The sequence below is a fragment of the Terriglobales bacterium genome (assembly GCA_035543055.1).
Classification (GTDB): Bacteria; Acidobacteriota; Terriglobia; order Terriglobales; family Acidobacteriaceae; genus JAIQFD01.
On sequence record DATKKJ010000054.1, the window covers coordinates 1 to 14,473 of the forward strand.

General features: G+C 64.1%; 15 protein-coding genes. 7 read left to right on the forward strand and 8 right to left on the reverse strand.

Annotated elements, in window-relative coordinates:
• Positions 1–213 precede the first annotated feature (213 nt).
• Together VMS96_04045 and VMS96_04050 are read right to left on the reverse strand one after the other, a co-directional pair.
• A complete protein-coding gene (locus tag VMS96_04045; protein HVP42575.1) occupies positions 214–552 on the reverse strand; it encodes a redoxin family protein in 339 nt (112 codons plus the stop codon).
• Positions 553–561: 9 nt separating this feature from the next.
• Positions 562–723: a hypothetical protein gene (locus tag VMS96_04050; protein ID HVP42576.1), complete on the reverse strand. Its 162-nt coding sequence runs from the start codon at positions 721–723 to the stop codon at positions 562–564.
• A gap of 269 nt (positions 724–992) precedes the next feature.
• Between VMS96_04050 and VMS96_04055 the strand changes: the two genes are divergently transcribed.
• From VMS96_04055 to VMS96_04080, 6 genes are all read left to right on the forward strand, one after another.
• Positions 993–1,727 (forward strand): TetR/AcrR family transcriptional regulator, encoded by a 735-nt coding sequence (locus VMS96_04055; protein HVP42577.1) that lies wholly within the window; start codon positions 993–995, stop codon positions 1,725–1,727.
• Positions 1,728–1,754: 27 nt separating this feature from the next.
• Positions 1,755–2,321: a hypothetical protein gene (locus VMS96_04060; GenBank protein ID HVP42578.1), complete on the forward strand. Its 567-nt coding sequence runs from the start codon at positions 1,755–1,757 to the stop codon at positions 2,319–2,321.
• 146 nt (positions 2,322–2,467) lie between these two features.
• Positions 2,468–3,784 carry a phosphopyruvate hydratase gene (gene eno, locus VMS96_04065; protein ID HVP42579.1) on the forward strand — a complete coding sequence of 439 codons (1,317 nt, stop codon included), beginning with the start codon at positions 2,468–2,470 and terminating at the stop codon, positions 3,782–3,784.
• A gap of 254 nt (positions 3,785–4,038) precedes the next feature.
• Entirely contained in the window at positions 4,039–5,685 is a 1,647-nt protein-coding gene (gene gpmI / locus VMS96_04070) for a 2,3-bisphosphoglycerate-independent phosphoglycerate mutase (protein HVP42580.1), read from the forward strand.
• Positions 5,682–6,671, forward strand: a complete 990-nt coding sequence (locus tag VMS96_04075) for an NAD(P)H-quinone oxidoreductase (protein HVP42581.1) — start codon at positions 5,682–5,684, stop codon at positions 6,669–6,671. Before gpmI ends, VMS96_04075 begins: the two co-directional genes overlap by 4 nt.
• A 54-nt stretch (positions 6,672–6,725) precedes the next feature.
• Positions 6,726–7,145, forward strand: a complete 420-nt coding sequence (locus VMS96_04080; GenBank protein ID HVP42582.1) for a hypothetical protein — start codon at positions 6,726–6,728, stop codon at positions 7,143–7,145.
• Between the two features lie 98 nt (positions 7,146–7,243).
• Here VMS96_04080 and VMS96_04085 read toward each other — a convergent pair whose 3' ends face one another.
• The 6 genes from VMS96_04085 to VMS96_04110 all read right to left on the reverse strand — a co-directional run bounded on the left by VMS96_04085 (position 7,244) and on the right by VMS96_04110 (position 13,935).
• On the reverse strand, positions 7,244–7,567 hold the full coding sequence (locus VMS96_04085) for an antibiotic biosynthesis monooxygenase (protein HVP42583.1): 324 nt from the start codon (positions 7,565–7,567) through the stop codon (positions 7,244–7,246).
• Positions 7,568–7,734: 167 nt separating this feature from the next.
• Positions 7,735–8,397 carry a hypothetical protein gene (locus VMS96_04090; GenBank protein ID HVP42584.1) on the reverse strand — a complete coding sequence of 221 codons (663 nt, stop codon included), beginning with the start codon at positions 8,395–8,397 and terminating at the stop codon, positions 7,735–7,737.
• A 9-nt stretch (positions 8,398–8,406) separates the two neighbouring features.
• Positions 8,407–8,871 (reverse strand): MarR family winged helix-turn-helix transcriptional regulator, encoded by a 465-nt coding sequence (locus VMS96_04095; GenBank protein ID HVP42585.1) that lies wholly within the window; start codon positions 8,869–8,871, stop codon positions 8,407–8,409.
• A gap of 458 nt (positions 8,872–9,329) precedes the next feature.
• Positions 9,330–11,003, reverse strand: a complete 1,674-nt coding sequence (groL, locus tag VMS96_04100) for a chaperonin GroEL (protein HVP42586.1) — start codon at positions 11,001–11,003, stop codon at positions 9,330–9,332.
• Positions 11,004–11,090: 87 nt separating this feature from the next.
• Entirely contained in the window at positions 11,091–11,423 is a 333-nt protein-coding gene (gene groES, locus VMS96_04105) for a co-chaperone GroES (GenBank protein ID HVP42587.1), read from the reverse strand.
• Positions 11,424–11,607: 184 nt separating this feature from the next.
• A complete protein-coding gene (locus tag VMS96_04110; protein HVP42588.1) occupies positions 11,608–13,935 on the reverse strand; it encodes a hypothetical protein in 2,328 nt (775 codons plus the stop codon).
• 139 nt (positions 13,936–14,074) lie between these two features.
• Here VMS96_04110 and VMS96_04115 point away from each other — a divergent pair, with 139 nt between their 5' ends.
• Entirely contained in the window at positions 14,075–14,440 is a 366-nt protein-coding gene (locus VMS96_04115; protein ID HVP42589.1) for a carboxypeptidase-like regulatory domain-containing protein, read from the forward strand.
• Positions 14,441–14,473 lie beyond the last annotated feature (33 nt).

A 14,473-nucleotide genomic window follows, 5' to 3' on the forward strand; every position in this document is an offset into this window, starting at 1 on the left:
CGGTCACCCGCCCGGCGAAGCTGTCGCCCACCCGGGTCCGGCTGGTCGAGATCGGCGTCTCCAGCTTCATCTTCACTCCCGTGCCCGCGGGCAACGACAGCGTCTGCGCCGCCATCACGCCCGCCAGCAGCATCGCTACCACCGCGATTCCTACGGCTTTCTTCATCACTCCTCCTTGAATTTGCTCCGCCCTTTCCTGAGCGCCCTCTGTGGTTAGATGCCTTTCAGCACTTCGAGAACTTTCTCCATGGGCGCCCGGTCATGCTGGTTCGCTCCCACGTACAGGTACCGGATCGCTCCTCCCAGGTCCACCACCAGAGTCGCCGGATGCGCGATGTTGAAGGCATCCATCCCGATCCGGTGATGCAACCCGTACGCCTTGGTCACCTTACGGTCCTCATCCAGCAGGAAAGGGAAGCTCACCGGGTGCTCCGCCAGGAACCTCTCCGGCTTGAAGAGCCCGCCCCGCTTTTCCGCCGCGATGTACAGCACCGATGCCCCTGCCTTTTCGATCTCGCCTTTCAGCGGCTCCAACTGAGCCATGCGCTTCACGCAGTTCGGTCACCAAGTACCGCGCAGGAACTCCAGGATCACCGGGCCGCGTTGCCGCGCCTCCTCCAGCCTGAACCGCTCCGTCCGGTTGGCCGCGCCCAGCTCGAAAGCCGGCGCGCGGTCTCCCAACCTCAGCGTGGAGGTCTCCTCCGGCATCCTAGGACGCACCATAGAACACCGAAGAAAACCGGACAATAGCCAAAGAAAAGGGGAATCAAACTGAACAACTCGGACGATTTCGGGAGATCGGCCAGAGCGGCGTCTCGCCCCATTCAGGTGATGCTTTAGGTTCCGCCCCTAACCCTGTGCGAATCCAGTAACTGACTTGGTTCGCCTTGGGTTGCCTTCTAACCTGCAGAAGATCAAACCACTTACGCCGATAATATGAACACGTTCAAATTTCTCTTGACAATTGAACGCGTTCAAATTATGTTTTGAACATGTTCAGCGAGACCAAAGTCGCCCCCAAGCAAGACACCCGCGAACACATCCTCCACACCGCCCTGGCGCTGTTTCGGGAAAAAGGCTTCGACGCCTCCACCATGCGCGACATCGCCGCCGCCTCCGATATGTCCCTCGGTGCGGCTTATTACTATTTTCCCAGCAAGGAATCCATTGTCCTCGCGTTCTATGAGCAGGTGCAGAAGACACATCGCATTCGCGTGCAGGAGGTGTTGCCCGCCTGCAAGGATTTCCGGGCGCGCCTGGGGGTCCTCTTCCAGACCAAGCTCGACGTCATCAAGGACGACCGCAATCTGATCGGCGCCCTGCTGCGCTACATGGGGGAGCCCGGGCATCCGCTCTCCGTCCTCGGACGGCAGACCTGGAACATCCGCGAGGACGCCCGCGAACTGGTCGTCGAGGCCATCGCCGACCAGGAGATTCCCGAGGATCTCCGCGACCTGGTGGTCGGCTGCCTCTGGGGCCTGCAGATGACCTCGATCCTCTACGCGCTTTACGACTATTCGCCCGACCTGGCACGCACCCGCCGCCTCACCGACGGCGTGCTCGACATCTTTGTGCAGCTCCTGGGGATGGCTTCCATCTCCGCGCTTCAACCTGTGCTCAAGCCGATCCGCGCTCGGTTGCTGTCGTTGTTGCGCGACGCCGGACTGCTCCCTCCAGCCCCGGCGTATCGGGGTCTGCAAGCGGCTCCCCTCCTGGGCAGCCACTGACCCCGGGCTCCTCGAAAGGAGGATGTCATGAACGCACTACTGGGCAAGATCACCTGGGAAATGCTGGCCTTTGTCCTGATCTCCCCCTTCATCGCGCTGGGATACGACGCCCTGGGGCGCCCTGAGTTCTTCGGCGCCGCCCTCGCCGTCGCTCTGCTGTGCTACGGCATCCTCCGCCGGCTGGAAGGGAAGGCGCGGCGGCTGCTGATCGCGCCCCTCGGCATGTCGGCGGTCGGCATCATCCATCAGCTCGCCAACCTGAATACCTCCGAGCGCCTGTACCTGGAGAACTCCAGCAAGCTGTTTTTTGTGCCCATGTTCCTGTTCGTCTCCATGCTCGCCGCTCCCACCCTCGCCAACGTCAGCGGCAACGTCTTCAAGTACACCTCGCTGGTCCTGCTGCTGACCGGTATCCTGCCCGGCGATGCGTACCTCTACTTTGTGGCAATGCTACCAGTGCTGTTGTTCATGGCCATGATCATCGCCCTCCCCATCGACCTCATCACGATGGAGCAGGAGAGCAAAGCCAAGCCCGCCAACGGCGTCCGCCCCGCGCCTCCTCCGATTCCTCCTTCGCCTCAAGTCGCCCATTGAACCCGGCTGGCTTACGTAGGCCGGGCGTCTCGCCCGGCCTTCTTTCTTTTGGCGCGGCCGCCCTCGGCTGCGCCCTCTGACCCCTGACCACTGACCACCGGCCACTGTGCTCGCTTATAATTCGGCCACCAGCAAAGAGGCACGCCATGAGCAACATCGCCGATATCCGCGCCCGCCAGATACTCGACTCCCGTGGCAATCCCACCGTCGAAGCCGAAGTCCTGCTGGCCGACGGCTCCCTGGGCCGCGCTGCCGTCCCCAGCGGCGCGTCCACCGGCGAGCACGAAGCCGTCGAGCTCCGCGACGGCGACGCCGCCCTGTACAAGGGGAAGTCCGTCCTCAAGGCGGTGGAGAACGTGAACAGCGAGATTGCCGACGCCCTCGCCGACTGGGACGCCTCCGACCAGTTCGGTCTCGATGCCCGCATGATCGAGCTCGACGGAACGCCCAATAAAGGACGCCTGGGCGCCAATGCCATCCTGGCCGTCTCCCTGGCCGCCGCCCGCGCCGTGGCGAATTCGCTCAAGGTCCCTCTCTATCGCTATCTCGGCGGGGCGGGAGCCAATCTCCTACCCGTGCCCATGATGAACATCCTCAACGGCGGCGCCCACGCCGACAACAATGTGGACTTTCAGGAATTCATGGCCATGCCCGTAGGTGCACAGTCCTTCTCCGAGGCTCTGCGCTGGGGCGTCGAGGTCTTCCACACCCTGCAAGGCGTGCTCAAGAAGCGCGGCTACAACACCTCGGTCGGAGACGAGGGCGGCTTCGCTCCCTCGCTCAAGTCGAACGTCGAAGCCATCGAGGTCATCCTCGAGGCCATCCAGCAGGCGGGCTATCGTCCCGGCGATGACATCGCCATCGCCCTCGATCCCGCCGCCAGCGAGCTCTACAAGGAAGGCGAGGGCGGCTATCTGTTCTGGAAGTCCGATAAGCAGACCCGCACTTCCGAGGACATGGTCCGCTTCTGGGCCAAGTGGGCGCGCGACTACCCCATCGTCTCGCTCGAGGACGGCCTCGCGGAAGACGACTGGGAAGGCTGGAAGATGCTGACCCAGGAGCTGGGCTCCAAGATCCAGTTGGTGGGCGACGACCTGTTCGTCACCAACACCGAACGCCTGCAGCAGGGAATCGACCAGGGCGCCGGCAATTCCATCCTCATCAAGGTCAACCAGATCGGCACCGTCAGCGAGACCCTCGACGCCATCGATCTCGCCCGCCGCAATCGCTACACCGCGGTCATGTCGCACCGCTCCGGCGAGACCGAGGACACCTTCATCGCCGACCTGGCCGTCGCCACCGGAGTAGGACAGATTAAGACCGGCTCCGCCAGTCGCACCGACCGCATCGCCAAGTACAACCAGCTGCTGCGCATCGAAGAGCAGCTCGGCGACAGCGCCCGCTTCCTCGGCCTGAAGGCGCTGAACTACCACGGCGAGCTGGCGACCAAGATCAGCGCTTGAGCTGCGCACCATGTACTGGCTCTTGATTCCGGCGATCTTGGTGCTCACGGCGGTTCACATCTTCCGCCGCGCACGCTCTCGCCCGCGCCGCCGCCGCACTCCCCACACCTACATCCCGCCCTGTATCGAGAAATAATGCTAGTGGACAGCGCTATTGCTTCCCACCTGTCATCCTGAGCGAGCGCGCCTCGTGCGAGTCGAAGGACCCCTATCGCCACGGCACGGTTCCTTCTTCATTTACAATCCTCACGCTTATGGCCCGTCCAAAACCTGTCGTCCTCACCATCCTCGACGGCTGGGGATATGCCCCTCCATCGAACGCCAATGCCATCTCGCTCGCCCGCAAGCCGAACTACGACAAGCTGCTCGCCGAATTCCCCAACACCCTCATCCACACCAGCGGACGCTACGTCGGCCTGCCCACCGGCCAGATGGGCAACAGTGAGGTCGGACACCTCAACATCGGCGCCGGCCGCATCGTGTATATGGACATCACCCGCATCGACATGATGATCGAGAACGGCGAGTTCCTCTCTCATCCCATTCTCCTCGCGGCCATCAAGCACGCCCGCAGCGGCGGGCGCCGCCTGCATCTGTTCGGCCTGCTTTCCGACGGCGGCGTGCATTCTCACCAGAACCATCTCTATGCGCTTCTCCGCATGGCCAAGCAGAACGGCGTGGACCGCGTCTTCGTGCACGCCTTCATGGATGGCCGCGACACCCCGCCCAACTCCGGCGCCGGATTCCTGGAGCAGCTCCAGCAGCAGATGCGCCAGATCGGGGTCGGCAAGATCGCCAGCGTCAGCGGCCGCTATTACGCCATGGACCGCGACAAGCGCTGGGAGCGCGAGGCCAAGGCCTTCAGTGCCATGGTGGAAGGGAAGGGCGAAGCCGGGACCTACGTCGATCCCGTCCAGGGCATGAAGGATTCCTACAACAAAGGCGTCACCGACGAGTTCGTCATCCCCTTCGTCTGCGTGGACAACCGCGGCGAGCCCCTCGCCACCATCCGCGACGACGACGCGTGCGTCATGTACAACTTCCGCGCCGACCGCGCCCGCCAGATCACCCGCTGTCTCTGCCGCAACTCACACTTGACCGCGCAGGACGGCCGCAACCTCCCTGACAGCGAGGGCCTCGACGCCGCCATCTCCCGCCAGCGCGTCCCCAAGAACCTGCACTACGTCTGCCTGACCCAGTACGACAAGCTGTTCACGCTGCCGGTGGTCGTGCCGCCGGAATCACTCACCAACATCCTGGCCAACGTGATGGCGCAACTGAACCTGCGCAACCTGCGCGTTGCCGAGACCGAGAAGTACGCCCACGTCACCTACTTCTTCAACGGCGGCGTCGAGCAGCCTTTTCCTGGTGAGGACCGCGTCCTGGTGCAATCGCCCAAGGTCGCCACGTACGACTTGAAGCCGGAGATGTCCGCCGAAGGCATCGCCGATGCCGTGGTCAAGGCGGTGGAAGGGAACACCTTCGACGTGATTGTGATGAACTTCGCCAACGCCGACATGGTCGGCCACTCGGGCAAGATCCCGCCCACCATCAAGGCGGTGGAGACCGTGGACGCCTGCATCGGGCGCATCTACAACGCCGTCCGCCGGCGTGGCGGCGCCATGCTCATCACCGCCGACCACGGCAACGCGGAGCTCATGATCGATCCCGCGACCGGCGGGCCGCACACCTACCACACCACCAATCCCGTTCCCTTCATCCTGGTCAGCGAAGACGCCCAGCGCGTTGCCCTTCGTCCCGACGGCGCGCTCCAGGACATCTCGCCCACTATCCTCTCCATCCTCGGCATCCCACAACCAAAAGAAATGACGGGCCGGTCACTGGCCAGTCTGAAATCTGAGATCACAAATCGCAAATCACAAATCACAAATCAGCAATGAAAGCCGTCGTTATCTCGCGCCCCGGCGATCCTGACGTCCTCGAGATTCGCGATGTCAACGCGCCCACGCCTGCGTCCGACGAGGTCCTGGTCCGCGTCCATGCCGCAGGCCTGAATCGCGCCGACCTCCTGCAGCGCCAGGGACGCTATCCCGCTCCTCCGGGCGCTCCGGCTGACATTCCGGGCCTGGAGTTTGCGGGCGAGGTGGCGCAGCTCGGCGCCAACGCTTCCCGCTGGACTTCCGGCCGGCGCGTGTTCGGCATCGTCGCCGGCGGCGCCCACGCCGAGTACCTGGCCGCGCATCAGGACACCCTCGTCGAGATTCCCTCCAATCTCGACTGGACCTCCGCCGCGGCCATCCCCGAGGTCTTCATCACCGCCCATGACGCCATGTGCGAGCAGGCCGCACTACGCCGCGGAGAGGCCGTGCTGGTCCACGCCGTGGGCAGCGGCGTCGGCCTTGCCGCCGTGCAATTGGCGCGCGCCTTCGGCGGGATCCCTTACGGCACCGCGCGCACCGCCGACAAGATCGAGCGCGCCCGTGCACTCGGCCTTGAAGATGGCGTGGTCCTCTCAGGCTCGTTCGATTTGTTACGCGACGCCGCTAAGCGCTGGACCTCAGGCCGCGGCTTCGACGTAGTCCTCGACTTGGTTGGGGGTCCCTATGTCTCCGCCAGCGTGGACGTGCTGGCTCTTAAGGGCCGCCTCATGCTGATCGCCGCCAGCGCTGGCAGCCGCGCCGAGTTCGATCTCGCTCGCGCGCTGACACGCCGCATCACCATCCGCGGCACTGTGCTGCGCGCCCGCCCGCTGGAGGAAAAGATCACGGTTACCCGCGCCTTCGCTGAGGAAGTGGTTCCGCTTCTTGCGAGTGGGAGGCTGCGTCCCAACATCGACAGCGTTTTCCCCTTCACCGACGTCCGCGCCGCCCACGCCCGCCTCGAATCCAACCAGACCTTCGGCAAAGTGGTGCTGGCGTTTCCTTAGGGCCGGTATGGTTTTTTGTTGCCTGGATGCGGAGAAGATGTTTCCATGAGCGCAATGTCCCGACTACGCTCTCTGGTTCTTATTGCGGCGATGTTCGCCTTTTCACTCCCCGCGTTCGCCCAGCAGCCGCAGGCTCCCGACGCTCCCTCGGCCGCGAAGAAACCGCCCGCGTCCCACCGCTTCTGGGACAAGACGAATGTCCTGCTCTTCGCCGGCGTGACCGGCGCGCGCTACCTCGACTACGGCTCCACCATCTGGATGCGCAACCGCGGCGTGGACGAGTGGCTGCTCTCGAACGACATCGTGGACAATCATGCCGCCTTCGCGGCCATCGAATTCGCCGGCGCGGCCGCGTCGGTAGGCATCTCCTACGCCCTTCACAAGACCGGACACCACACGCTGGAGCGCGTGGTGTCCGTCGTCCACATCGGCGTCGCCACCGGCGGAGCCATCCGCAACTTCACGCTGCCGTAAGCAAGGAGTCGGTAGTCAGGAGTTGGCAGTCAGCGGCCGTGCCGCGCAGGTCCGGTGTCCCTAGCTACTAACTACCAGCTACCAGCTACTTCTACGCGCTACACCGCGATCAATGCACCCTTGGCGATGCCGTGCATCGTCGAGGTCTCGATGTCGTAGGTGTGCACCTTCATCTCGGCGTGCACCAGGTGCTGGATCAGCTTGTGCACCTCGCCGTAGTGGGTGCGGTTGTAGCGCTCCGCGTCCTCGCGCGTCTTCCACAGGCTCAGGGCCAGGATGCCTTCCTTGTCGGAGACGAGCACCAGCTCGTCCACGAATCCGGGCTGCTGCTTCAGCACCGAGAGCACCTTCTCGTGTACCGTGTCGGCGACTTCCTTGGCTTTGCCGGTCTTGGTCTTGATCTCCACTACTCGAGCGAACATAGAGGCTCCTTGATATGAACTACGTAAACGCTACGCTGGCGGAGGCCGGAGTGGCTGTGACGGGAATCACCGCGGATTGGGTCATTGCGCAGTCGGGCAATCGGGCGATGGATGAAAAGGGAAGCCCCACGTCTCCGCGCGGGGCTTCAAGTTGCACGGCCCGGCGACTAGCGGCTGGGCGCCATGGCGGCTAAGCCGCTCCCGACCAGCCTGGCGCTTGCCTTCGTCTGCCACCTTCGCGCCTGGGCGATGGAGATGAAGTGGAAGATGAGCAGCAGGGGCACGGCAAAGGTGGGGATCAGGCTGAGCGGCGGCGTGGTCATGGCCTCGGTGCTCACCGGGCCCTCAAACAGGCGCAGCGGGCCGGGTGAGGAGGTCACGCCCAGGGTCACCGCCGTCGCCAGATCGGCGACGCCCAGGAGCTGCCAGGCGATGAACAGGCGTTTGCGCCCCGCCTGCTCGGTCAGATAGTTCGCGGCCAGCCAGGCGGTAGCGCCGATGAAGATGTCTCCCCAGCCGGCGGGTAGGGCGAAGGCGCCCGGCAGGATGCCATGCGCATAGAGGACCAGGAACACGAATCCTCCCAGCCGCCAGCTCTGCACGATGGTCAGAGTGCGCACGTCGAGCGCGTACACGAATCCGCGAAAACCCGCAGAGAGCGCGTGCCAGGCCGCGAACAGCAGGATGGGAAGCCCGAGTGCCAGCCCCAGCGGCAGCGGCGGCCTCGGTCCGGCGTGGAACACGCCCAGTGCGGACGCGGTCAGTGCAATAACAAACCAGGCGGCGACCGCGATGGCCGCCAGTCTCGCGTATTGAGCCCCAGCGTTCATGGTGCCCTCCTAAGGGGCGACGGAAGCGACTCCGTCGGTCAATTCGGTTGAAACCTGCATCAGCTGCCGCCAGCGCTTGCTGCCAAAGCGCGCTGCCAACCGCGCCTGGACGTCCCGCCAACGCGGGGCGGCGAGCGCAAACTTGCGGCGACCGGCGGACGACAGGCTGAGCCAGCGTTGGCGCCGGTCTGTGCCACGCCGCTCGTGGATCCATCCTTCATCGGCCAGCAGGCGCAGGGTGCGGGTCAGGGTGGTGCTGTCCGTCACCAGCATGCGCCCCAGCTCGCCTTGCGAGATCTCCCCCGCAAGCGACAAGGCCTGCAGGACGGTGAACTGGGTGATTCGCAATCCGGCAGGCCGGAGCGCTTCGTCGTAGAGCTGAGTCAGCGCCCGGGAGGCCCGGCGGAAGCTGGCGCAAAGGCAGGGAAGTGTCTTCATGGAGAGATAGATGTAGATACATCTATATTGATGCAAGAAAAGATTCGTATTTCAGCCGCGGGCGCCTGCGATTGTGCCGTCCCGACGGGACTCGGCACCTTTGCTGAACGGAGACCCAGCACTCCCGTGCTGGGCTAAGGTATGCCGCGCCGAGGGCGCTGGTGTTCGCTGTGGTCGGATCAGGTGCCCGCCTCTTGCCACCGTGCGACCGCGCGCGACCGAGGGCCGAACGGGTGAGGCCCGGAAGGAGCGCGGCGGGAGCACGGTGACTCTTCGGTGGTACAGGTGGCCCGCTAGGGGCGAGCGGCTACAACCTCGTTGGGAGAACAGCCGGGAGCGCGTGGGTGTTATCCAGGAGTAGGGGTCCTTCGACTCAGCGAATCGTCCGCGGGCGGACGATTCGCCTCGCTCAGGATGACGATTAGAAGAAAAGGCCCGGCGGAGTGCCGGGCCTTTGCGGGCACGGCCGACACGGCCGTGCCACAAGGGTCTGCTTAGTACATGTCGCCCATGCCGTGGCCGTGTCCGCCGCCGCCCATCGGAGCTTCCTTCTTTTCCGGGATCTCGGCGACCAGCGCCTCGGTGGTCAGCATCAGCGCCGCGATGGAGCCGGCGTTCTGCAGCGCCGTCCGGGCGACCTTGGTCGGGTCAATGACTCCGGCCTTGACCAGGTCCTCGAACTCGCCGGTCTGGGCGTTGAAGCCGAAGTTGGGGTTGTTGTTCTCGCGGATCTTGCCCACCACGATCGCGCCTTCCTCGCCGGCGTTGCCAACGATCTGGCGCAGCGGCTCTTCCAGCGCCCGCTTCACGATGTCGGCGCCGATCTTCTCCTCAGCGTCGAGCGACTTGGCGAGCTTGTCCACCGCCGGGATGCAGCGCGCCAGGGCCACGCCGCCGCCGGGGACAATGCCTTCCTCGACCGCAGCGCGAGTGGCGTGCATGGCGTCCTCGACGCGAGCCTTCTTCTCTTTCATCTCGGTCTCGGTGGCCGCCCCGACCTTGATCACCGCCACGCCGCCCACGAGCTTGGCCAGGCGCTCCTGAAGCTTCTCGCGGTCGTAGTCGCTGGTGGTCTTGTCGATCTGGCTGCGGATTTCCTTGACCCGGCCCTCGATGTCGCTGGACTTGCCCCGGCCCTCGACGATGGTGGTGTTGTCCTTGTCCACCGTGATCTTCTTGGCCCGGCCCAGGTCCTGCAGCTGGATGCTCTCCAGCTTGATGCCGAGGTCCTCCGTGATGGCTTTGCCGCCGGTGAGGATGGCGATGTCCTGCAGCATGGCCTTGCGGCGGTCGCCGAAGCCCGGCGCCTTGACGGCCACGGTCGCCAGCGTGCCGCGCAGCTTGTTGACCACCAGAGTGGCCAGGGCCTCGCCCTCCACGTCCTCGGCCACGATCAGCAGGGGCTTGCCCGACTTGGCGATCTGCTCCAGCAGGGGCAGCAGGTCCTTCATCGAGCTGATCTTCTTTTCGTAGATCAGGATGTAGCCGTCCTCGATCACCGCTTCCATGCGCTCCGGGTCGGTGACGAAGTAGGGCGACAGATAGCCGCGGTCGAACTGCATGCCCTCGACCACTTCCAGCTGGGTCTCCATGGTCTTGGACTCTTCCACGGTGATGACGCCGTCCTTGCCAACCTTGTTCATGGCTTCGGCAATGATTTGGCCGATGGTTTCGTCGTTATTTGCGCTGATTGTGCCAACCTCAGCAATCCTCTTGCGGTCGCTGGACGGCTGAGAAAACGTGTCGATAGCGCCCTTCGTACGTGTACCGTCCTTCTCCAGCTTGCCGCAGACAACGGCCACGGCCTTCTCGATGCCGCGCTTGAGGGCCATGGGGTTGGCGCCGGCCGCCACCGTCTTCACCCCTTCGCGGTAGATGGCCTGGGCCAGCACGGTGGCGGTGGTGGTGCCGTCGCCGGCCACGTCGGAGGTCTTGGAAGCGACCTCGCGCACCATCTGCGCGCCCATGTTCTCCTGGGTGTCCTTGAGTTCGATCTCCTTGGCCACCGTCACCCCGTCCTTGGTGATGGTGGGGGAACCGAACTTCTTCTCGATGACCACGTTGCGCCCCTTGGGGCCCAGCGTGACCTTCACGGCGTCGGCCAGGGTGTTGACGCCGCGGAGGATCGCCTGCCGGCTCTCCTCGCCTTGCACAATCATCTTTGCCATAGCTTCATCTCTCCTTCGAGATTGGTTGAAACTCAAACTTGTGGCATCCCGAGCGGCTTCAGCCGCGAGGGACCTGCTTTTCAGGGCTTAGCGGCGTGCCGCTGCCTTCTCGGCTGGCTTGCCTGCGCCATGCACGATCCCGAGCACTTCCTCCTCGCGCATGATGATGAACTCTTCGCCGTCCAGCTTGATCTCAGTGCCCGAGTACTTGCCGAACAGGATGCGGTCGCCGGCCTTGACGTCGAGCGGCCGGACCTTGCCTTCCTCATTCACTTTGCCCTTGCCAACGGCGATCACTTCGCCCTCCTGCGGCTTTTCCTTGGCCGTGTCGGGGATGATGATGCCGCCGCGCACCGATTCGCCCTCCTCGATACGCCGTACCAGGATGCGATCGTGCAGGGGAGTCAACTTCGTAGCCATTCGTCTGCTCCTTTCGTGGTTCTTGCTAACTTGTTGTACTTGCAATGTGTTCCGGGCGATTCGCCCGCAGAATGAATCCCAATCTAGGTTGCCAGCCGGGTGGCTATTAGCACTCCGGCCAAGCGAGTGCTAAGTGTAAGTAAAGCCCGTCTTGGATGTCAAGGGGTGGGGGGTGGTCGGGCTGTCAGTAGATAAGGCGGAGGATGTCGGAGTAGTCGTCGGTCCAGAGGCGAGGGGCCACGCCTCGGTATTGCACAGTGATTGGCTGCAAGCCGGGTATGTTGAGCAACTCCGGATGGCGGGTGATCAGAAACCAGGCGCTGCCGTAGACGGGTGCCTGGGGCTGGTTCCAGGTGAGCAGGTACTGGGCATGGAAGTGAGCGGCGGCACCTTGCAGCACCGGCACCAGATCCACATGTCGGCTGGTGATGTGAACGGCGATGATGCCAGTCTGGGGGTCCAACTGCTGCCAGTAGGTCTCGAAAGCCTCTTTGGTAAGAAGGTGAACCGGTACGGAGTCCCCATTGAAGGCGTCGAGGACCAGGACGTCGAAGCGCCCGCGCGCGCCGGCGGCCGCCTCGCGTTCCAGAGAGAGCCGGGCATCTCCCAAGGCCAGGGAAACGGTCGCAGGGGAATCGCGGAGGTAGGTAAACAGCGGGTGCTCACCGGAGCAGAGGCTGACCACATCGGGATTGATCTCGTAGAAGCGGATGGAATCTCCGTGGTGGCCGTAGGCAGCAAGTGTCCCCACTCCCAGGCCGACCACGCCCATACGCAGGGTTCCGCCGGCGACATTCCGGCTGGGATGGTTCCGCAGCAGCACGCCAATCCCGCTAATGGGGCCGTAATAAGCCGTGGGGTAGCGCTCCATGGGCGGGTCGAGTTGAGTGCCGTGGCTGGTCTGCCCGTGCACCAGTTCGTTCAAATGGGTATAGCGGAAGACGCGCACGACGCCGTAGAAGCTGCGCGCTCCCCAACGGAACGCCCCTTTGGGGAGAGAGCTGAAATACAGCGCGGCGAAGGCGAATAGGATGAGGGCGCCAACCGGGATCTGCACGGAACGGAAGCCGCGTTCGGCGGCATCAGTGCCCCGCTCCAGCATCACGGCTGCCATCACAGCCGTGATGCCGATGAACACGGCAACGGGATAGAAGCGGAGGGAGTCCAGGAGGTCGGCGATGGCGGGAAGCCAGCGGCCGGCGCCGAAGCCGGCCAGCAACGTAGCCACGACGATCACGAGTGGCAGCCAGAGGCGGCGACGGAAGAGCCAGGAGTCTGGATCGAGAAGCAGCGTGACCAGCCACAAGATAATGGCCAGCCCCAGCGACAGTTGAAATTCGAGGAAAGACCTGAATACATGGGGCGCGACGACGGCCACGAAAATGCCGCCCGCCGCGCCACCGGCGGAGATCACCAGGTAGAACGAGGTCAGGGAGCGCACGCCGGGCTTGAGCCGGACGAGCTCGCCGTGGCAGATCATGCAGGTGAAAAACAGCAACAGGGGAAGGACCATCGTCAGGACGAGGAACTGGACAAAGGCCAGAGCGGCGAAGGTCAGAAACAGGGCGGCCGCAAACAAGGGGTGGAAGACGGCGCGCTGATACCAGCGCGGATGATCGAAGCAGAGAATGAAACTGAGCAAGTAGAGCGAGAGTGGCAGCACCCAGAGCAGGGGGACGGTGATGACCTCCTGGCAGAGCAGGTTGGTGGTGGCCAGCAGCAGGGAGGAAGCGCAAGCGGCCAGCAGGAACCATAAGCCGTAGAGGAGGGGGCGGGGGCGCGCCTCGGGGCAGTCGGCAGGCGAATCGGTCGGCTCCGCGAGCTGGCGATCGGGTGCAGGCATCGCCCGCCAGGCGCACAGGGCACAGCCGCCGGCGAACAGGCAGAAGGCGATGGACCAAATCCTTCCCTGGAGCTTCAGATGGAGCGTGGGCTCGACCAGGAGGGGAAAGCTCAGGAGTCCGAGGAGCGAACCGAGATTGGAGAGGGAATACAGACGATAGGCCCGGGCTCCTCTGCCGAGGCGTGCAAACCAGCCCTGCAACAGCGGAGCCGTGGTGGACAGAACGAAGAAAGGGAGGCCGACGGAGAGCAGAACGATGGCCGCGACAGCGGCTGCCGGACTGTCGGTGGAGAGGGGTTTCCAGGAGGGGCCGGGGGTGATCGCCGAGGGCCAGAAGAAGGACAGGATGAGAACCAACAGAAAGGCGAGGGCTAGGACCAGCGAATGAAGCCGGGCCTGGGCGATGGGGGAGAGCCGCACGGAAACCACGTGGGAATAGACATATCCGGCCAGTAGCAGCAACTGAAAGACCAGCAGACTGGTAGTCCAAACGGCGGCAGAGCCGCCGAACCAAGGCAGGATGTGTTTGCTGATGATCAACTGCACCTGGAAGAGGAGGAAGGCGCTCAGGAAAGAGGTGAAGGCGAACAGGAGGGTGGTGGTCCGGGGAACGGTCTCGGCCGAGACTTGGGGTGCGGGCTGCACGGCGGCGGCGGTGTCGGAAGTCAATTCTCCCCCTGCGGGATGGCCTGAGCACAGTATTCCAGAACACCCGGACAGCCGATGTGAGGAAAATCACAGGCGAGAATCGGAAGTAGCCGGGAGTCAGGAGTCGGGAGTCAGCGGCGGGACGGGTTAGAATCAGGATATGAGGAGATGGGCGGCGGTACTGGTCGTGGCGGTGCTGGCGGTGTGCGCCGGGGCGCAGCAGCAGAAGACTTCGGACCTGAAGTTCCAGGTGCTGAAGGAGCGGAACGGGAAGCCGATCCGCAATGCCAGCGTGATCCTGCATACGGTGGACAAGGAAGGCAAGCAGGGGAAGGGCGGGTTGCAGACCAAGACCGACGCCGAGGGGCGGGCGACGATCCCGGGGATCCCCTACGGGAAGATGCGGGTGCAGGTGATCGCGCACGGGTTCCAGACCTTCGGCGCGGATTACGACATCGCCCAGCCGGAGCAGGAGTTCGTGATCAAGCTGAAGCTGCCGCAGGAACAGTACACAATCTACAAGTAAGCACTCAGTCCTTGGTCCTCACTGGGGAGCGAG